General features: G+C 35.6%; 17 protein-coding genes. 9 read left to right on the forward strand and 8 right to left on the reverse strand.

Annotated elements, in window-relative coordinates:
* Positions 1 to 441: 441 nt before the first annotated feature.
* Positions 442 to 828, reverse strand: coding sequence for a hypothetical protein (locus tag KKG99_03525; GenBank protein ID MBU1012048.1), 387 nt, complete (start codon positions 826 to 828; stop codon positions 442 to 444).
* Positions 829 to 1,445: 617 nt separating this feature from the next.
* The gene (locus KKG99_03530) at positions 1,446 to 1,715 is read right to left on the reverse strand and encodes a hypothetical protein (protein ID MBU1012049.1); all 270 of its coding nucleotides are present in this window, start codon (positions 1,713 to 1,715) and stop codon (positions 1,446 to 1,448) included.
* A gap of 1,349 nt (positions 1,716 to 3,064) precedes the next feature.
* On the opposite strand from KKG99_03530, the gene KKG99_03535 reads away from it, so the two are divergent.
* The 7 genes from KKG99_03535 to KKG99_03565 all read left to right on the forward strand — a co-directional run bounded on the left by KKG99_03535 (position 3,065) and on the right by KKG99_03565 (position 9,752).
* Positions 3,065 to 3,514 carry a hypothetical protein gene (locus KKG99_03535; GenBank protein MBU1012050.1) on the forward strand — a complete coding sequence of 150 codons (450 nt, stop codon included), beginning with the start codon at positions 3,065 to 3,067 and terminating at the stop codon, positions 3,512 to 3,514.
* A 337-nt stretch (positions 3,515 to 3,851) separates the two neighbouring features.
* Entirely contained in the window at positions 3,852 to 5,453 is a 1,602-nt protein-coding gene (locus KKG99_03540) for a ParB N-terminal domain-containing protein (GenBank protein ID MBU1012051.1), read from the forward strand.
* A gap of 133 nt (positions 5,454 to 5,586) precedes the next feature.
* The gene (locus tag KKG99_03545; GenBank protein ID MBU1012052.1) at positions 5,587 to 6,051 is read left to right on the forward strand and encodes a hypothetical protein; all 465 of its coding nucleotides are present in this window, start codon (positions 5,587 to 5,589) and stop codon (positions 6,049 to 6,051) included.
* Positions 6,052 to 6,150: 99 nt separating this feature from the next.
* Positions 6,151 to 6,327, forward strand: a complete 177-nt coding sequence (locus tag KKG99_03550) for a helix-turn-helix domain-containing protein (GenBank protein ID MBU1012053.1) — start codon at positions 6,151 to 6,153, stop codon at positions 6,325 to 6,327.
* Between the two features lie 2 nt (positions 6,328 to 6,329).
* Positions 6,330 to 7,538, forward strand: a complete 1,209-nt coding sequence (locus KKG99_03555; protein MBU1012054.1) for a tyrosine-type recombinase/integrase — start codon at positions 6,330 to 6,332, stop codon at positions 7,536 to 7,538.
* A gap of 323 nt (positions 7,539 to 7,861) precedes the next feature.
* Complete coding sequence (locus tag KKG99_03560) at positions 7,862 to 9,187, forward strand: AAA family ATPase (GenBank protein MBU1012055.1); 1,326 nt, start codon at positions 7,862 to 7,864, stop codon at positions 9,185 to 9,187.
* On the forward strand, positions 9,180 to 9,752 hold the full coding sequence (locus tag KKG99_03565; GenBank protein ID MBU1012056.1) for a DUF4276 family protein: 573 nt from the start codon (positions 9,180 to 9,182) through the stop codon (positions 9,750 to 9,752). Before KKG99_03560 ends, KKG99_03565 begins: the two co-directional genes overlap by 8 nt.
* A gap of 490 nt (positions 9,753 to 10,242) precedes the next feature.
* Here the strand turns inward: KKG99_03565 and KKG99_03570 are convergent, their stop codons facing one another.
* Positions 10,243 to 11,304, reverse strand: a complete 1,062-nt coding sequence (locus KKG99_03570; GenBank protein MBU1012057.1) for a BLUF domain-containing protein — start codon at positions 11,302 to 11,304, stop codon at positions 10,243 to 10,245.
* A 182-nt stretch (positions 11,305 to 11,486) separates the two neighbouring features.
* Positions 11,487 to 12,158, reverse strand: a complete 672-nt coding sequence (locus KKG99_03575; GenBank protein MBU1012058.1) for a fibrobacter succinogenes major paralogous domain-containing protein — start codon at positions 12,156 to 12,158, stop codon at positions 11,487 to 11,489.
* An 856-nt stretch (positions 12,159 to 13,014) separates the two neighbouring features.
* Between KKG99_03575 and KKG99_03580 the strand changes: the two genes are divergently transcribed.
* Positions 13,015 to 13,500: a T9SS type A sorting domain-containing protein gene (locus tag KKG99_03580; GenBank protein ID MBU1012059.1), complete on the forward strand. Its 486-nt coding sequence runs from the start codon at positions 13,015 to 13,017 to the stop codon at positions 13,498 to 13,500.
* Between the two features lie 6 nt (positions 13,501 to 13,506).
* Positions 13,507 to 16,002: a tail fiber domain-containing protein gene (locus KKG99_03585; GenBank protein ID MBU1012060.1), complete on the forward strand. Its 2,496-nt coding sequence runs from the start codon at positions 13,507 to 13,509 to the stop codon at positions 16,000 to 16,002.
* Between the two features lie 171 nt (positions 16,003 to 16,173).
* Here the strand turns inward: KKG99_03585 and KKG99_03590 are convergent, their stop codons facing one another.
* The 4 genes from KKG99_03590 to KKG99_03605 all read right to left on the reverse strand — a co-directional run bounded on the left by KKG99_03590 (position 16,174) and on the right by KKG99_03605 (position 19,806).
* On the reverse strand, positions 16,174 to 16,851 hold the full coding sequence (locus tag KKG99_03590; protein ID MBU1012061.1) for a fibrobacter succinogenes major paralogous domain-containing protein: 678 nt from the start codon (positions 16,849 to 16,851) through the stop codon (positions 16,174 to 16,176).
* A gap of 552 nt (positions 16,852 to 17,403) precedes the next feature.
* Positions 17,404 to 18,717 (reverse strand): cell envelope integrity protein CreD, encoded by a 1,314-nt coding sequence (gene creD, locus KKG99_03595; protein MBU1012062.1) that lies wholly within the window; start codon positions 18,715 to 18,717, stop codon positions 17,404 to 17,406.
* Between the two features lie 51 nt (positions 18,718 to 18,768).
* Positions 18,769 to 19,065, reverse strand: a complete 297-nt coding sequence (locus KKG99_03600) for a transcriptional regulator (protein MBU1012063.1) — start codon at positions 19,063 to 19,065, stop codon at positions 18,769 to 18,771.
* A gap of 54 nt (positions 19,066 to 19,119) precedes the next feature.
* Positions 19,120 to 19,806 (reverse strand): hypothetical protein, encoded by a 687-nt coding sequence (locus KKG99_03605; GenBank protein MBU1012064.1) that lies wholly within the window; start codon positions 19,804 to 19,806, stop codon positions 19,120 to 19,122.
* Between the last annotated feature and the right edge of the window lie 429 nt (positions 19,807 to 20,235).

Raw genomic sequence — 20,235 nt, forward strand, 5'->3', positions numbered from 1 at the left:
TCGAAGATCAGTTTGCACATCGAATAGAATTGGGGTGTATTTCAAGTTGAAGGCTGTGCAATACTAGTTTCCACGAGAACCCGGGAAGGAGATCCATATCCACTTCAGGTTTTTTCAATAAACTTTTCGTATTCGACCACGATATGTGCTATCAAATTGGAAAAGCCAGACTGATTGACCATAGAAGGCCTATATCTAGAAAATCAAAAGAGGAAGGGATTATGGGGTATGTAGTGATTTTTTCTCCTCAGAAGTAATTGTTTTGAAGCAGTACCAGAATTCTATATTGAATAAGACAGGTGTAGATAAATGGGCTACTAAATATTATGATATTGTAAGTCAACCCAAGTCCGACGTATAACATGCTAGGGATATTATTTATAGAATTGTAGCCCTCCCTATAAATAGGACTATTTAAAGCTAGAAGATCGATTATTGCTATTACTCTTCGTAGTATTTTATTATTTCATTTTCTTGATAATCCAATTCATTATTATTAATAATCGCAATATAGTATTTCCCCAGCCTATCATTTTTATTCTCATCGTATTTAAAACACCAAGCGACAAGATAAATTATATCATTTTTCTTTTCTACTGATAATCTCACGAGTCCACAATACTCACAAATTCCACCTATTTCTAAAACCAAATTTTCATTTGATAGAAAATCCTCCATCTCTGGTTTAATAGCTTTATTAAATATTTCATTAATGTTAATATCGCTACCAGATAATAATCGATAATCCTTCATTACATCATGAACGTCGGTTGATTCAAGGTCACGATATAATAGTTGACTTGTACAAATATTACAATAATCTGCCATAATTTTTTTTAAATTGTATTACTAGAATTTCACTCTTATTAACTTCACGTAAAAATAATTCTTTATTTTCAGCTATTTCACTATTTGAGTGAAACCCGGAGGACTCTTATAGGGAATAGCTTCTATTTTATCATTACACATATCTGTATTCATGATTCCTTCATGAACTGTTTCTACAATGAAATTGTAGCCAACACTTGATTCAGCAATTTCAATCCCATCCCAAACATAACCAACTTCCTTAGTTTCTCTAAAGGTTTGACCATCATAGCAGAAGATTTTGAAACTGTTACCACAGCAATTTCCACCACATGCAGTAATAATCTCTACTAATATGTCTGTATAACCGTCATTATTGAAATCAGCCTCTTTCTTAATATATACGTCGCCAAGTAAATTTGAACTTTTAGAGTCAAAAACTAAGAGAGTATTAATTCAAAGTTAATTGATTTTTCTGATATTGTTTTTTTCTTGCATTTAAAGTTTTGTCTTTGACATTTTTTCGTTTTCTTAACTTACTTTCTGCCCTTCCATAATACACCTCTGCTGGTGTAAGATTTTGTATAGATTCATGATATCTTTCATAATTATAATACTTTACAAACCGGGAAGGAGATTCACATCCCGTCTTCAGATTTTTTCTTTTGCAATAAATATTCATCCACGATATGTGCCACCAAATACCCGAACACTGAACCATTTATTGAGGAGAATACGATTACTGGGTCTTCCTCTAAATCAATTCCCATTTTGTCTTCTAAATAATATTTAGCGAATTGAATCTTCTCTTCTGAAATCTCGTTCATATTGAAATGGTCTTCAAAATCGAAATACAATCGGTCTCTTTCATCGTTTTCATTTGATATGTCAGTGTTTCTATTGCTCATAATCTTCTTATTATTTTATAATGGTTATTTTGTTAAGTAATCTGCTAAGGCGAGCCTGACCACTTCGGATTTAGTGATTCGTTCCTTTTTTAACAGCTCAATCAAATTTTGATATTGCTGGACTGTAAGACGGATGCTCAGGTGTTTGGTTTTTTTCTTATTCTTCATATCCATATAAATATCTGATTGTGCTACAAAATCTCGATTTTTAATAAAAAATGTTCTTCTTTATCAAAGGGTTCACTTCTATTGATATAATTGACTGTTAAATTTTGTAACACATTGTCGAACAATACTTTAGTTATTGACAACACTAGCAGGATTTCATAATACTAATTGACACAATTAAATAACATTTACACCTAATTGTCTGCTACGATAAAAAACACGAATAAAAACCATATAAACATTATTAAAGGAGCAATTTGAGGATGATTTAAGAGATATTAATGTTAAATGAGGGTGTTGTTCTTCTGATTCCTTATCTTCTAACATAGTTCATTAAAATCAATTTTGGGAGGGCATTGTTGATGTTTGTTATCTTATAATTAAATAATTTCCTGGCTAAGATGGGAATAAGATTAATAATATATCCGGAACAAAACAATCTGATTTTTTTATTTTCTACTAGTCATATATATGCTAGTATTTTCTAGTATTATTTCTAGTATTTGTATTCTAGTATTCCTTTCTAGTATTCTTTTCTAGTACTTAGTGCTCTAGTAAAAAAGTGGCTTTTAGATTGTTGCGTTCGTCTAGTCCTTTAGTTATCACCAAAGGCTAGAACGAACTCTCAAAATATGTCTTTTGAGTTGCTCCCCCTAATCAACGCCGTGTGCTGGGGGCTGGAATCACCTGTCAAGCCGTTCGGTTGCTCGTCATCCTTACCTTAAATCCCTTTGTTCTCAGGTTGCTCTTTGGATGAGTCCCATTGTAGAGCGATTGAAAGAATTAACGCAACTGTCATACGTTTAACCGACCATTAATTCTTTATTTTGTTTGGCATTAGCCGTAATAATTGAGGTTTACCTCTGATGTAAAATATAAATAAAATATTCGAAAAAATCAACCCTTAACTAATAATAAATACATCATAATTGAAAAAAAACTGAATCTCATTAAAAAAACTGAATTATACCATCCATTCTAAAAACCGCGAATAACCAACTTCCTGTCGTACGATTTAAAGTTAAACCTTGCATTCCAACCTAAAATTTCAATACCAATAGAAATTCTGTTTTCATTGATATTCCTATTGTTTAGAGGTTTAGTAAAAAAATGTTTCAAAAATATTTGGAAATGAGTATGTCATTACATATCTTTGCCATAGTTTTGAAAAATAATCTATTATGAGTCGTAAAAAAACACAGACGAATGTTCCGGGAATTCTTGAAGGATTTGAGGAGTTAGAAAGATTAATTGCTGTACAAGATGGTTTTGTTTACAACAGGAAGCCCAAAAATGTTGCCATAGCATTTGACCATCTGCGATTACTTGCTGAAAAGTATAGAACGGCTTTGAATGAGATTGAAGAGGCTATTCTGAACTATAAACAGGAATGGATAATTGCTGAACCAACAGTTTACGTCGCCAGAACAAGGGATAAAAAGACGGATATCGAGTATTTCACAGCAAAGACCTTTTGGCCATTAGCTGGGGGCAAGAATAAAGAGGTTAAGATTTATCTTGGTAAAGCATCTGATTTTGGGGATGATACTTTGAATATAAAAGCGAAGGAGCTAGCCAAAAGTAAAATGAGTGAAACTCTTCTAAGAAGGAGGGATGAGGGAGATATATAATTTTTATTTAAAAACCATATCATTTTTATACTATGCCATATTACATTTTTAAAATAGAAGGGGAGATATTCGATATCGCTTTGAACATTGTTCAGAGGTGTCGGTCTTCAATTTTAACTATTCATCGAGTTCTATATTCCTGCCAAAGGGAGTGAGATTACAAGTCAAATGGCAAACGGAGGTCAATAAGCGAGTTCCTTAGGAATTCTGTTTTTTTTGACCCAAAACTATGTCATAACAGTGTGATGACATACACGGATTGAAATCAATCCTGACGGCCATTGGTATGTTTAAAAACTATGTCAAACAATCAATATAACATATAAATAAAAAGAAAATGAAAACAATAATTTTTGATACAGAACTGGACAAGGTTCAGTTACACCCATTAGTAAAAGAAGTTTATAAGAACAAAAACCTTGAGGGTTTAAAATTAACAATGAATGTCATCGGACAACTTGAAGCTGTCAAGGTGGTCGAACGTGATGAATTCTTGAACATCATAGATGGGGCAGGCAGATATTACGCAGCAAAAGAGTTGGGATTTAAGACCATCCGTGTGGAAGTGCTGGAATACACCGATGAGCAGATTAACGACCAATTAGTTCTGAGGAATTTTAGAACCAAAAGGTCATATAAAGAACTCTGCGACCATGCGGAACTCATTCTCGGTATTTTGGGAAAATCACAAGGTAAAAAACGTGAGACTATTGGTGATTTAACGCTTGGTAATGATGATTTCGCCCTTGCAGGTAAAGATAGGTTTGGGATTGCCTGTGAGATTATTGGATGTGATATCTCGGCAACCTCGCTTCGAAGAATTTTTGCCATTAGGGATTTTGAAGAGAATGGTGACGAGGAGGCCAAAGGGTTTAGGTTAATGGAACGGCTTGAGAGTGGGGAAATGTTGGTCAACCAAGCCTATGACAAGATGAAGGCCTACAAAGCCGATAAAGCTGAACAGGGAACCAACGCCCTTACTGAAGCTATGGATTATATAAAGGGCAATCATTTTGAACTATTTAACAAAACCAACGAAAATCTCTCCGATATTCCTGATAACAGTATTGATTGTGCTACGACATCCAACCCTTATTTCGGTCAAAGAAATTACCCTGACGGAACAAACCCCGAAGGTATGGTTCCACATGGACAAGAGGAGAATGTGGATGAGTATGTTAGGAATCAGGTTAAGGTTTTCAGTGGCGTTCGTCCTAAACTAAAGGAAACAGGAAGCCTCTTTGTGATAATGGCAGACTCATATAATGATGGTAAAAATTGCATGGCAATCTACAAGTTTGCCATTGAAATGATGAAGGATGGTTGGTTCTTTGTTGACGAGTGGATTTGGCGAAAAACCAACCAAAAACCCCAAACAGTAAAAGGCAGGCTTCTTCCAACCATTGAACGAATACTCCACTTTGTAAAAGACCCAAATAAATATTATTTCAGAGAGTTTAAGAACTGGCAACCTAATCAAGGGTTTGAAATTGTTAAGGGCAAGAAATCCCAATCAAGAAAAGAATCAGGCTGGTCGTTTAAAAGACCCCTCGAGCGATTCCGAAATTTCCTCGAAGAGCAGGATGTCAGGAAGATTATCGAAACAGCAGTCTTCAACTGGCAAGAGTTGAGTGAGATTGACCCTAAATTTAAGCACCTAGCTCCTTTCCCGAGTGTTATACCTCTTTTACCCATCCTGATGACCACAAAACCCGGTGAAACTGTTTTGGACATTTATAGTGGTTCAGGAACAACAACGGCGGTTGCAGTGGCTTTAGGCCGAAATGCAATTGGGTATGACACCGATACAAAATCACACAATTTTGCGGCTAAACGACTTCAACTTGTCGATGAGAACAGACCGGATATGGAACAGGTATTCGAATTTGAAAATGAATTTATGCTTGAACCCATAACTCACTGCACAATCAATAATTAACCAAAATCCGTGATAATATGAAAAACAAAAAAAACAGAAGTCCTTAGTTTACGAGCCAATAACCAATAACCAATAATCAGAAATAACTTATAATAATTTAAAACCGGGAACAGGGATACTGAACACTAATACTATGAAAATATTAACTCGCCAACAAAAAAGGGCTTTAATGAGACTAGTTGAAAAGAAAAGAAAAAATTGGAAAGTTCCAAAGTGGACTCCTATGAAGTTTGTAGAAAAACAAGTAGACCCCGCTAACCCCGAAGGCGATATCGGCATTTTTATAAATGATATTTATAATGTCAAAGCCAGAGTAATGATTGATGGAATGATTCACCTATCATTTCATAATAAAGATAATTCAACTGATATCCCTTGGACTCACAAGCAGCAAATCAAAAACGATATTTGCGGTGAAGATAGGGAAGCAATCGAAATATTTCCTGCCATGAGCCGAATTGTAGATACCTGTAACCAATTTCACTTGTGGGTCTATCCGGAGGGTTATATCATCCCAACAGGATTTCCCCAAGATACTAAATACAAATTCAAAAAATCCCAAAATAATTACACCAAAATCGCTACAAACCAGTGTTAACGCGGGTTTTATTTGGTATTCTAATTTTAATTATGTATATTTTTAACGCAAAATCGAAGATTAATTATGTTTAATAACAACAAATATTTAACAGTTTATATGCTTGGAGAGTATTTGCAAATCTCCAGGTCGCTTATCTATAAGAAAGTAAGTAAACAGTCCATTCCATATAAAAAGATTGGAAAAAGTACCCGATTTGATATAGAAGAAATTGATAGATGGGTGGCAAATGATTGCAAAAATGAATATGAATTACCAAAACTTCAAAAATTATAATTATGGCAGCTTTTAACTTGGTTTTAGATACCCGTGTACTGAAAAAGAAAAATCAATATAACCTCGCTATTCGAGTCAATATGGGTAGTGAACAAATGTATCTGAACATCGCAAAGATAACCCAAGAACAATACGATCACGTTTTTGAAAAGAAATCAATGGATAAAAATAGTGTTGAGTTTAGGCAGACATGCGCTCAACACTTGGCCAAGAGCGAACGTGTTTTTATAAACCTAAAACCATTTGATAAACAGGAATACAGAAGACAGTTTTTCAATAAAGAACCTGAACAAGTCAGCTCATTATTATTGAAAGATTTGTTCGAGAATTTCATATTGAAATCTGAAAATCTAAAGCCGGCCAGTAAGGCTCATAACAAATACAGCAGGTCGGTTTTTGAAACATTCAGTCCCGATATCTCAGTATTAAGTATTACACCCAATTACATCAATCGGTTTGTTAAAGAAAGATTGGATTCAGGGGTCAGTCAATGTGCAATTGATTCAAATCTGAGGGATTTGAGAAGAATAATCAATTACTTTTCAAATGAAGACAATATTATCCCAACCAGCTTCAAATATCCGTTTGGGAAAGGCGGATATAGTATTAGTAGCTATTATCCTCGAAAGTTGGTAATGACAAATGATGAGATTAAAAAGGTAGCTGAATTAAATGAGTTTGAATCGGTGCAGGAAGAATACGCCAGAGATATATGGTTATTTCTTTATAGATGTAACGGGATTAATTTTGCTGATTTATTGAGAATGCGCTGGGACAATATTCATAACAACTATATCGTGTTTTTTAGGAAAAAAACAGAGACGACGAGGAAGAATAACAAAAAAGAAATTATCGTCCCTGTAAGTCCTCTATTAAAGGAATTAATGGATAAAATAGGGGTGAAAGACAGTCCGTTTGTGCTGGGAAAGTTAAAGGAGGGATATTCAAATAGTATGTTTGAGAACAAGAGTAAAAAAATGAAAAAAATTATAAATAATAGCCTCAGTGAAATAGGGAAACGATTAGAAATATCAGTTCCGTTGATGGTAAAAACAGCTAGGGACTCATATGCTACCACATTAAGACGAGCCGGGGTATCGAAGGATGATATTGGCGAAATGCTGGGTCATTCCAATTCAATTGTGACCGAACATTACTTGGCGAGCATCGATATGGAATCAACTTTTGAAATTAATAAACATCTTTTTTAAGGAGATTGTTTACTAATATATAAATGCACAAGGTTTTGGGGAAATCCATAATGACAATCCATTTTCATTAGTAATCGTTACGTTTTAATTCATCTTATTTCATATATTTGAAAAAGGTACTACAATTTTTATCTAGCGGACAACCCACAGAATTATGTAGCACATGAATTTTGGGGAAGAGGGGAAATATATAAGAACATAAAAGGTGCACAATACATACCAATACGGGTGGATATATACATTCAAGGTGAACATATAAATAAGTTATGCGCAAATTAACAACTTTGACATTAATAATTTAGCTTAAAATAAGTAGACACATTATGATACAATTTGTTGAAGTAACAGGATTTAAGTCGCTTAATAATTTTAAAATAGAATTAAAAAAGGGATTAAATATTTTAGTAGGACCGAATGGTTCAGGCAAAACAAATATTATTTCTTTATTTGAATTTTTGTCTCATATTGCACAGAGAGAGGTACAGGATGCAGTTGGTTTATCGGGAGGAGCAGGCTCAATTTTTAGAAAAATTGGCACAGTTGAATTTAGTAATGAAATTCACATTACTACAAGGGGTAATTGTTTGTTTGATAAAAACAGATATTTCAATTATTTGTATGAATTTAAAATATGTGTTATTAAAGAAAAAGGACTTATACGATATTCATACCAAAGGATAATAGGTCAGCTGAGTAATAAACAAGCATTACTTTCTGGAAATTCAAAAAACATAGATTTAAACATTGAGCAGTCTGTCAATTCTGATGGGGAAATTGAGGTTAAATTGTTGAAGCTTGACCGAAGAAAGTACAAAAGTCACATGTATCGTAAAAACCCTGATAATGAAGAATTAATAGATTTTTTAACTCGTAGTGGTGATAATCAAAAAAGAAGTTTGGTACAGCAACTTTTTAGATTTTTATCACATATTGAACTGATTTTTGGAGACTTATTAGGGGGTGAAACATTCAATATTATTCCCACAAAAGTAAAACAGCCTGAAGATATTGCAAATGAACCTGGAATAAAGAAAGATGGTACAGGCCTGGCTTCAACTTTATACCATATACAAAATAACTTAGATTTAAGAAGGAGTATGTCATATGGTTACATGATTAGACGAAGAAGGCACATTAATCCAAAGACATATGAGAGAATAGAAAAGCTAACTAACCTGGCAAATAATTCTATAAAACGAATTGAAGTAGTTAATAACCCTTTTGATAATCAATTACAAGTAAAAATTCACATTTCAACCGATAAGGAAAATATTGTACTTCCGCTATCGGCAATGTCTGATGGAACTATTAAGTGGATTACCTTAATTACTGCGATATTAACTACAACCCAAATATTTTCGATTGAAGAACCAGAAAATTATCTACACCCTTGGATGCAGGCGCAGATTGTTGATATCATGCGAGATACATATGCTTCAAAAAATGAAAATTCCTTTATTATCATGTCAACTCATAGTGAAACTCTACTGAATCATTCAAAGCCAGAAGAGGTAATTATAGTTAAACTTGAGCATGGCGTTACTAGTGCTGAAAGAGTTAAAAATGCGAAAATGCTAAATGAGGAAATCTCTAAAACTGGATTTGGGCTTGGGTACTATTATTTTACAGGAGGACTAGACAATGAGTAGGCCTGCATATCTTGTTGATGGTCAAACTGAGCAAAAAGTAATTAGGAAAATTTGCCCAAACCAACCCGTTAAACTAATTGGGTGTAATGGAGATACTGTTTGTTTAAGTGAAATTGCAAAAAGAATATCTACACACATTAATCTTTTAAATAATAATTATTATCCAATAATTTGTCTTATTGATAAAGAGAAAAGAACTACAAGCATATCTGAAATTGAGAATGAATTAAGAATTCTTCTAAATAATTTAGGTCATCAGAATGATAATATAATAATTGGAGTAGCTGATAGAATGATTGAAAACTGGATTTTAGCAGATTGGGATAATTTTAGCAAATATTATAATATAAATAAAGAGTGTCCTATGTCAAATTTTGATGGAATTAGTGGCAAAGGTTTCATAAGGAAAACTGTTGATTTTTATCACGAGACAACTGACGGTGTAGATTTAATTTTATCAGCCGACCCGAAAGTAATATATTTAAATAGCCCTAGTTACAAACATTTTATTGATAAATTTAATGAAGTAGAATGTCACTATATTGATGAAATAATCAGCGTATAACACGCGGTATAAACATTGGGGTTTAATTGGTTATTCGAGCTTTCTGCCACGCATCAAGTTCGGTGTATCTTGATAGGAAAGTCGCCCGCAATCCCCAACGATTTCTTATAAAAACGCGCAAGGTTTCAAGCAAGGTTTTGTGTAAAACCGTGACAAATGGTGGACATCTTAATCTATTCTATTTATAATAACTCACAGAACCCAAGTATATTGGGGATTTTGGAATTTCCCCAAAAACACTGTTAATCAGAGGGTCTCAGGTTCAAGTCCTGAAGGGGGAGCAAAAAAGCGTTCAGGGTTCTGAACGCTTTTTTTATTGTCGACTGCATATTTATAATTAAAGATTTTTTAAAGGCATGGTTGGTTACCTGCCTAACGCGAAAGACCTGAAGGGGGAACAAAAAGCGTTTAATATTTTGGATGTTTTTTTATTTAAGAATGGTTGTTTGTTAATTTACGATTTTCAATTTGGAAATATGATAAAATCAACCTACACCTTCTTGGATTTCATCGCAAAGGCTGCTATTCTGTCCAAAAGATTTTCTTTGTCTTTAAAATTATTTACCAATTTATGATTTATTGAATAGACGGCTGTATGCTCTTGTTGTCCTTTCAAATAAAATTGCCCCAAACGAATAAAGTCCCATTTCTTTTTACAACTTGTTTTTACTAATTCTGAAAGAACAATTGACTTCTCAACTACCCTTGTATGATCTTCTAAACGGGAGGCGGTATTTACTGCATCCCCAATAATAGTATAATCCATTTTAATTTCTGAGCCCATATTCCCTTCTATTACCATACCTTTATCAATTCCATATCCTGAATATAAGAGCGATAGAGGTGAATTGGCAGATACTGTAATTCTAAGTTGCCTTAACTCTTCTAAAATCTCAATACAGGCTTCCAATGCAAAGTCGGCATTATCACCATTAAAATAAGCCATAAATCCATCACCAATAAACTTATTGACCTCTCCTCCCTTCTTGGTAATAATTCGGGTACAAATTTCAAAATAGGAATTGATGAGCAAAAATACATCTTCAATATTCAATTGTTCAGCCAAAGAAGAATAGGACAAGATATCTCCAAAAACAATAATTCGTTCAACCTCTTTTGGTTGAATCATCACAGGATTTAATCCATTACTAATAATCTTTAAAACACTGGGTTGCGTATATTTTTCAATGACCATATGAGAATCAATTAGGGCCTGCAAAAGCAACTTGATAGGTAATGAAAGTTCATCTGTCTTTTGATCGAGATTTGTTAACTTCATAGACCAATCAGGGAAATAGCGCTCACTAATATCATTTTCCAACTTAAGGGCCAATATATCTTCATGGCGATGGTCACCCTTAATTTTATTAAAAAGCAAGTCAATATCCTTTTCGGTACCCTCGATAATTTGAAAAAATAAGTTGTTAAAATAAATAAGAGTGCCCGTTATTTTTTTTGTCCGGTTATTTTTTTCAAATATCTTACCGAGTTCATCAATCTCTGAGAAACTTAATTTTGCTTTTAATTTACTGATATAGGTAATTCGTTTCATAGTATAATCAAAGATATGATATTAAATGGCACTATGTTTAAGTGTTTGGATGCTTATAATCGTAGATAAATAATTGCAATTTTTCATTATAGGGGGAGCAAAAAAGCGATCAAATTTTGGACGCTTTTTTTATTTGGTGCTTACCGTTTTCTGATTTAAGATTTTCTAAAACTAAATTTCCCTTATGGTTGATCTTTTACGCAACGAACAGCAAATCCAGCTTGACGATCTGTATACAATTCTTGCACATAATTAGAAAAGATGCCCAAGCTCCAGTAACATGCAATTGAGTAATCAATTGTAGAAGTCCACCATGCGCCATACAATCCGATACCTGAATATGTACCATCTAAATAACGCATTCCACTTGGAAGAGCAGTAAAACCATATTCATTAGTAGCCTTAGTATTGTCACCATACCAATGAATATTACCTGTTTCTCTTAACCAGTCACTTGCATAATTTAATCCTACATAATTAACCAAAATTTCCCACTCCTCAGAGGTAGGCACATGCCAACCTATCGGGGCAATGTTTCTGGAGTCGTTTATTGCATACCAATTATATAAACGCCCGTAAGTATCAGCATTGGCAATGTTATTATCATAATTGCAGTAAGCACTCGTGGTAAGATTCATCCACTGGGTATTACTTTCCACATAGGATATTGGATCCCCATTACGATATTTCGTAACTTTCAGGTTTTCAGCCATCCATTCTTGATTACCAATTTTCACAGTTTTAAAAACGATTGGATCTTCCGATGTATCTTTTTTAACACAGCCACTTGCTGTCATTATCAGGATTCCCATTACAACGAATGAGTAAATCCAAATTCTGTTATTTTTTGTCATTTTTCTTTAGTTACAAGTTATTAATCGGTCGTTTAGAAGCTATTTCATTTTTGAATATCAACTAACTAGATCATAAACTACTTATCTTTTTTGGAACGTATATCAAATATAAAAAAACAATTTGATTAATTCTCAATCCGAAATATATTTTTACAACTATTAAAAACCTACAATATCTCAATATGATAAGAAATTTTTTTACATTGAAATATACTTCTAGTTGCCTAATTTAAGATACATAATAATTATAATTCAAACGAATAAATTAAAACATCAAAGCATGTTTTATTTGGTTGTTTTAACTTCAAAAAGTCATTTAATTGGTTGCAACTTTTAATAATAGGGTGAGCAAAAAAGTATTCAGGGTTTTGAACGCTTCTTTTATTGCCGATTACTTATTTATAATTTAAGATTTTTAAAAGGCTCAGTTAGTTACTAGTCTACCGCCGCGTTATACTTCATAATTCGGGCAACAAATTAACGATTTCTCTCAATTTATCTCGCTTGTCTTTTTTTTATACTGGGCATTAACGCTTTGTTATATCAAAAATTGAACATTTCGGAGCGATATCCTGTCAGCCTGCATAAAGCTAAATGCGAGTTATAAAGTTCGATTTCAGCACTGCCTGCTCAGTAATGGCATATGAACACTGTTGTAACCCGTTCGCGTCCACCGTAATTTTGAATTTGACGTGTTTGAAAAATATCACCATAAGAACTTAACGATTGATTTTGACCGTTATTCTTTTATTTGCTTTAACCTTAAACAAAGTGTAAATTTGGTATCTGATGGTATAAAATCGCGAAATCATTTTCAAGCATTAAGGTATTTAGTATTCATTAACTATAATAGTGTATGAAACAATTTATTAAAATGTTGATTGCATTTTGCCTGTTTGCATTTGGAACAACAATGCAGGCACAGAATACTATCCCTGCCTCAGGTGGAAATGCAACCGGTAGCGGGGGATCTGTCAGTTATTCCATAGGGCAGATTATTTATACAACAAACACCGGATTAAATGGTTCTGTTACCCATGGAATACAACATCCATTCGAGATTTCAGTTGTGACTTCTATTGAAGAAGTAAATGGTATTTTGTTAGAAATTGTGCTTTACCCGAATCCTGCGTCGAACTTTATTAAGTTGATAATTGAAAACTACGAAGTCGGAAATTTCAGATATCAGCTTTATGACATTAACGGTAATATTTTACTTGACAATAAAGTTGAAGGTAACGAAACAAATATTGTGATTAGCAATCTTGTGTCTGCGACCTACTTTCTGAAATTGACTGACCGCAAAAAGGTAATAAAAACATTTAAAATTGTTAAAATCTAAATAGTTATGAAAAAATTACTCACAATTATACCCGGAGTATTATTAACCGCAATTCTGTGGGCACAAAGTCCTCAGAAAATGAGCTATCAGGCTGTAATTCGTAATGTAACTAATCAGCTTGTAACAACTCAAATTGGAATGAAAATAAGTATTCTGCAAGGTACTGAAAATGGTACGCCAGTCTATGTTGAAACCCAAACACCAACACCCAATGCGAATGGTCTGGTTACCATTGAAATTGGAGGCGGGGTAACTTTTACAGGAACTTTTGCAACTATTGATTGGTCTGCGGGACCATATTTTATTAAAACCGAAACCGCTATTACTGCCCCCTTAACAACTTATACTATAACAGGTACAAGCCAACTATTAAGCGTACCTTATGCCCTTTATTCAAATGCAAGTGGTGGTGGTTGGTCTATTACAGGAAATGCAGGACTAATAGATGGTACTAATTTTATTGGTACAACCGATAATGTACCTTTTAACATTCGTGTGAACAATCAAAAGGCAGGGAGTATAGATCCAACATTGTATAACACCTTTTGGGGTTACCAGGCGGGTAATTCCAACACCACAGGAAACTCCAATACCGCAAACGGATTTAATGCGCTTTTCACCAACACCACAGGAAACTCGAATACCGCCATCGGACGATATGCGCTCTTTTCCAATACCACAGGAATCTTGAATACCGCAAACGGAGGGGGTGCGCTTTATTCCAACATAACCGGATACAACAATACCGCCAGCGGATTCAAAGCACTTTATTCCAACGTAGCAGGCAACAATGGAGTGGCTATAGGTTTTTACTCTCAACACTTTGCAAACAACACAGCTACAGCTTATGACAATACAAACACTTCTATCGGTTATCAATCACTACGCGGTTCTGATACACCGGCAAATAATACGGGAACAGATAATACCGCCATTGGTCGGGATGCGCTTTATAACAACTCCGCAGGAAGCAGAAATACCGCTAGCGGATTTGATGCACTATATTCCAACACAACGGGACATTCTAATACCGCCCACGGAATGAATGCTCTATATATCAACACAACTGGAACATATAATACTGCCATCGGAGTAAATGCGCTTTATTCCAACACCATAGGAGTCTCAAATACAGCCATCGGACTAAATGCGCTTAATTACAACACCACAGGAAACCATAATACTGCAATCGGATTGTCAGCACTTAAATCCAACGTGGCAGGCAACAACGGTGTGGCTATAGGCTTTTTCTCTCAATACTATGCAAACAACACAGCTACAGATTATGATAATTCAAACACTTCTGTCGGATATCAATCCCTTCGCGGTTCTGAAACGCCATCAGCTAATACCGGGATATCGAATACCGCCATCGGACGGGATGCGCTTTATTCCAACACCTCTGGAAACTCAAATACAGCCATAGGAAAAGGCACGCTTTATTCCAACACCACAGGATATCAAAACACTGCCAACGGAATTAATGCGCTTCAATTCAACACCAAAGGAATCTCAAATACAGCCATCGGAGGGGGAGCACTTCAATCCAACGTAGCAGGCAGTAATGGTGTGGCTATAGGTATATACTCTCAATGGTTTGCAAACAATACAGAAATTGCTTATGACAATACAAACACTTCTCTCGGATATGAATCTCTTCGCGGCTCTCTCATCCCATCAGATAATACAGGAACAGGTAATACAGCCATCGGACGGGATGCGATCCGTACCAACACCACAGGAACCTTCAATACCGCAATCGGATTAGGAGCACTTTCTACCAACACCACAGGAAACGATAATACCGCCATCGGACATAATGCGCTTTATAACAACACCACAGGAAACCAAAATACCGCCATCGGAAAAAATGCTCTCGGCTCAGGCGAAGTATACTCCAACTCAACCGGAATAGGGTATAATGCCCATGTAACAGCGAGTAACATGATAAAGCTAGGTGATTATAGGGTAACAAGCATAAACGGAGCAGTAGCCTTTACCGTAATCTCGGATGGGCGCTTTAAAAAGGATATCAATGAAAATGTTTCGGGTCTTTCTTTCATCATGAAATTACGCCCCGTTACCTACCATCTTGATATGGATAAGATAGCTGTGTTTATGAAAACATCTGACAATTCGAGGGACAGAGCATCAGAGGCATCGAAAGAAAAAGTGCTCCAAACAGGATTTATAGCGCAGGAGGTGGAAAATGTTGCTCAGGAACTTGGCTATGATTTTAGTGGTATTGATAAGCCTGATAACGAAAATGATTACTACGGTTTACGTTATGCCGAGTTTACCGTTCCGCTGGTAAAGGCCGTGCAAGAGCAGCAGAAAGTGATCGAGACTTTAATTGAAGAAATCCGGCAACTAAAGGAACAGGCCAATCACAAGCAATCGGTTTTGAGCAAATTGGAGGTGGAAAACGCCACAATCAAATCAGCTTTTGAAAGTCGCCTGAAAAAACTGGAAGAAATGCTGGGCTTAATGGCACAAAAATAGAAGCGTTCTATTAAAGTTTTATTAAACTAATTTTATAAAACTTTTAGCAATCACATATCAATATTACATTATAGAAGGTTTTACCAACCATTTTTCAGTAATATGCCACAATTTTCGAATCTGAAATTAGATACCTTCTTTTCTAACAATAACGACTATCAGCTTAGCTGATTAATCCTTAACGCAACGTACGGAAAAACCTTCTTTAACATCTTCCCCATATAATGAGTAGCGTACATAACTGTCATAACTGCAAATATCCCGGTATTGGGCACCAATATAACCTTGTGAAGAAGTCCACCAGTAACCGCCCATTCCAATGCCTCCAAACGTACCATCGCCATGCCAACGCTTACCACCCGGAAGTGCGGTGAAGCCACTTTCGTTGGTTCCTGTATTACGAACGAGCCAGTGACTTGAACCAGATTCTTTTAATTTGCTACCTGCCAAATTTACGCCACCCAGATAATTGGTTAATATTGACCACTCAGCATCGCTTGCCACATGCCAGCCTGTTGGGGCAATGTTGCGGCTATCGTTTACAGCATACCAGTTATACAAACGCCCGTAGGTATCGGCGTTGGTAGTGGCATTATCATAATTACAGTAAGCTCCGGTTGTAAGACTTCGCCATTGCGCAGTATCGGTTACATTGGGTATTGCATCGCCATTGCGGTACTTTGTAACATTTAGGTTTTTTACCATCCATACCTGTGTACCAATAGTTACCGACTCATAAACAGTTGTATTTCCGGAATTATCGGCTTTTTTTTCACAGCTACTTGCTGTCATTATCAGGATTCCCATTACAACGAATGAGTAAATCCAAATTCTGTTATTTTTTGTCATTTTAATTTAAGTCTAAGTTATTACTGAGTCGTTTATAACCTAATTTATTTTTGAATATCAGCTAACTATGACATAGGCAGCTCATTTTTTTGGAAAGCAGATCAAATATATATAAATTAACGATGTGTTGTACTTCCATGCCTTAATTTATTTTTTGTCAGGAACTTACCGCTAAATTTATCTCAATATCCGTACGAAAACATTTTATTTTGAAAAGGCTCATGTTTGTTTTTTATCAAGGACACAAAATATGATCTCAAATTACTTTATATTTAAATTAGAGGTCAGAGTAATCATTTCAAGAACCTATTCATTTTACTAAATTTGAGCTTTCGTTAGAGTCTCGACAGGTCGGGATTAATCAGAGGGTCCTCCCGAAACTTCGGGATACTGAAGGGAAGCTAACACCAGTAAAGGGTTCGTGATGCAAGCGGCATTGCAACTTGCCTGACGGCAGTCAGGAATGCCGCTTTGCAGCAGAAGTAAAATTCAGAAATCCCCAAAATTTTCGTCCGGGGATTTTTTTAGGAAATACCTTATCGCCTATGTTTTTCAGGCTTGTCCTTCCGAATGCCATTTAATCTGCTGTGAAGCATGCATAATAATAGCCAGAATAACAAACAGTCCGATGCTACCGACCAACAATGCGTAATCCTGTAATTGTAAAATGGTAAACAGGAATAAATATAAACCCGTTTGCAAAAGCGTTACCCAGCCAACCATGCGCCTGTCTTTCATTATGGTGAAAACATACCACGATATCAACAAAGTGACTGCAATTGCTGATATAAGATATGCTAGGTTGAACCCGATTTGTTCACCAATGGAAGTGAGCAGCGAATAAAAAAGCAACAGTGCAAAAGCCACCAAAGCATACTGGAACGGATGAATCCTGATCCTGCTTTTAATTTCAACGAAAATGAAAATAATGTAATTCAGTGCAATAAATAAGATCGCATATTTTACGGAGCGCATCGATTTTTGGTAATGATCGACCGGAATGAGCAACTCAACACCTAATTTAGCATCGTGAGTGTTGAATTTCTGATCGATCCATTGCTGAGGAAAATTGCGATTTAGGTGCGTTACTTTCCAATTCGCCGTAAATCCATTCGGAGTTACTTCCCTTTGAGAAGGTAGAAAGCCACCCGAAAAACTCGGTTGGGTCCAATCCGATTTTATTGAAATTTCTGAAGTTTTCCCTAGTGCTTCCACCGACAAATCCTCCGATCCATTTAAAACCAGTTCAATCTCAAAATTCATGGGTTGATTCAGATCAATGGAACTGGCTTTTATAGTAATGCCCGATTGGAACAAATCGGTATCGGCAACCCCCGGCTCAACGATGCTTTTCTTGCCATTGACAATTAATTCGGGCAGGTTTTTGATGCCACGCATATCAGAAACCCCTATGGTAAAATAAGCGGCATCCCAGTTATATTGTGCATTTTTTATGTCCAACTGAGTAACATCTGGCTTTACAAATGAACCTTTAAATGTAAGTTTCCCTTCGTAAACCACTACCTTGTATATTCCTCGTTTCCGCGTTTCAGGATAAAGAACGGCATCTGTTTTGAATGTTTCAGGCAGAAAATGTGCCACTCCATATCGTTCGCCGGTAAGCTGATTGTTATCCCCCGTTTCCATCACTAAAAATGGCACATTTAATACCGGGCCGGCAACCACCTGCTTTCCTCCCCATTGGGTATAAAGTTCATTTTTCACCTTTTCGCTCAGGGCAATTCGCTCGCGGATAACATCCTGTATCAAAAAGGACGGGATCAGCAGCAAAATAGCCAAAACCGAAACGATGACCATTTTCATACTGTAACTGTTTAAAATCTGTTGAATACCTTTTGTTTCCATTGTTTTATATTTTAAAAGTACTTTGTTTTTCAAAGTTAAATAGTAAAAAAATTATTGATTATTTATTAGTTCTTCTAGTGCCGACAGATGTTGTCGAAACAATTCCCTGCCAAGCTCGGTTGCCTCATAAGTTGTACTTGGCTTGCGGCCAATAAATTGCTTGGTAACTTCTATGATTTTCTGCTGTTCCAAAGCTTTCAGGTGGCTGGCCAGGTTTCCATCGGTCAATTCGAGCAGTTCCTTCAATGCATTGAAATTGAGCGTGTCGTTTACAACAAGTGCCGACATGATCCCAAGCCTGATGCGGCTTTCAAATACTTTCTGAAGGTTTGAAATTGGATTTTTCACCAGAATTTATTTTCGATTTAATATACTTGAATTTCCCATTTCTCCGAATATTGCTTACGGATTGCGTATTTTCCCAATACTCCCGGCCCCTTGTTCTTTGCGCTCATGCTCATGCCTGAAATACATCACTGAACCATAAACAATATGCATTATCCCAAAACCTATTGTCCAAAGAAGCAGACCCTGGTTAATAAAAACTCCGGCCAAAATACCTAAAATAATTTCTGTTAGCCCTAAGTAATGAATTTCGCCAAAGGTAAATTTCCCGGCATTTACAAGTGACAAGCCATAAAAAATTAACATGGCCGGGGCAACCAGCCCTATTTGATGATGAAACAATAAAATCAATATAAAAATTCCACCTGTAACCAGTGGAATCATAAAATATGCGAGTAAGTGTTTGGTTGAATTGCTCCAAAGCAGTTGGCCTGCCTTTCTGGCTTTCCGCTGCGAAAAGTAAACAGCTCCCAGTATAGCAAATCCCAGAACCAGAATCGCATCCAATGCAAGATAAAAACCAGCACCTGAACTTAACAGATTACCTTTTTCAGCTATGTATTCAAAGTCTTTGGTATTGCCTGAATCCAGAATATAAAACCAGGCTATTGCAGCGCCAATCAACGCAAACAATCCGGCAAAAATACCGGACAATCCGCTTAGTGATAAAAATTTGGATGACCGCTCCATGATTTCACGAATGGCCTGAATATCTTCTTTATGATTTTTTAAATTTGTTTTCATCTAAAAAGTACTTTGATTTACAAAGCTAATATATTTATTTGAAAATCCAACAAATTTTAAAAAATTCTTAAAGGGAGATTTTAATTTTAAATGGAGTGGTGATTATTCATAAGTGGAGAGGTATAAACAAAGAAAAAAGGCTGTCAAAAAAATCTGAAAGCTCACAAATATGTTACATCGAGCTCTAGTACTGAGCCAGTCGAAGTATGTCGAGATGTGGTTTCGATTGCACTCAACCACCTTCAAAAAAGTCTTCGTCATTTTAGGGTGACACCCTGAAGGGTGTCACCCTGTCTTGTCCTAAAATAGGTTTACACAAAAAGTAAACTTATGACAGGATTTATAATGTATGAAGAAAGTTTTAAATTAAGAGTTGTACGAGAAGTATTATCTGGTGCATTAACTCGAACAGAAGCTAAGCAGCTCTAT

Source organism: Bacteroidota bacterium, from assembly GCA_018816945.1.
Taxonomy (GTDB): domain Bacteria; phylum Bacteroidota; class Bacteroidia; order Bacteroidales.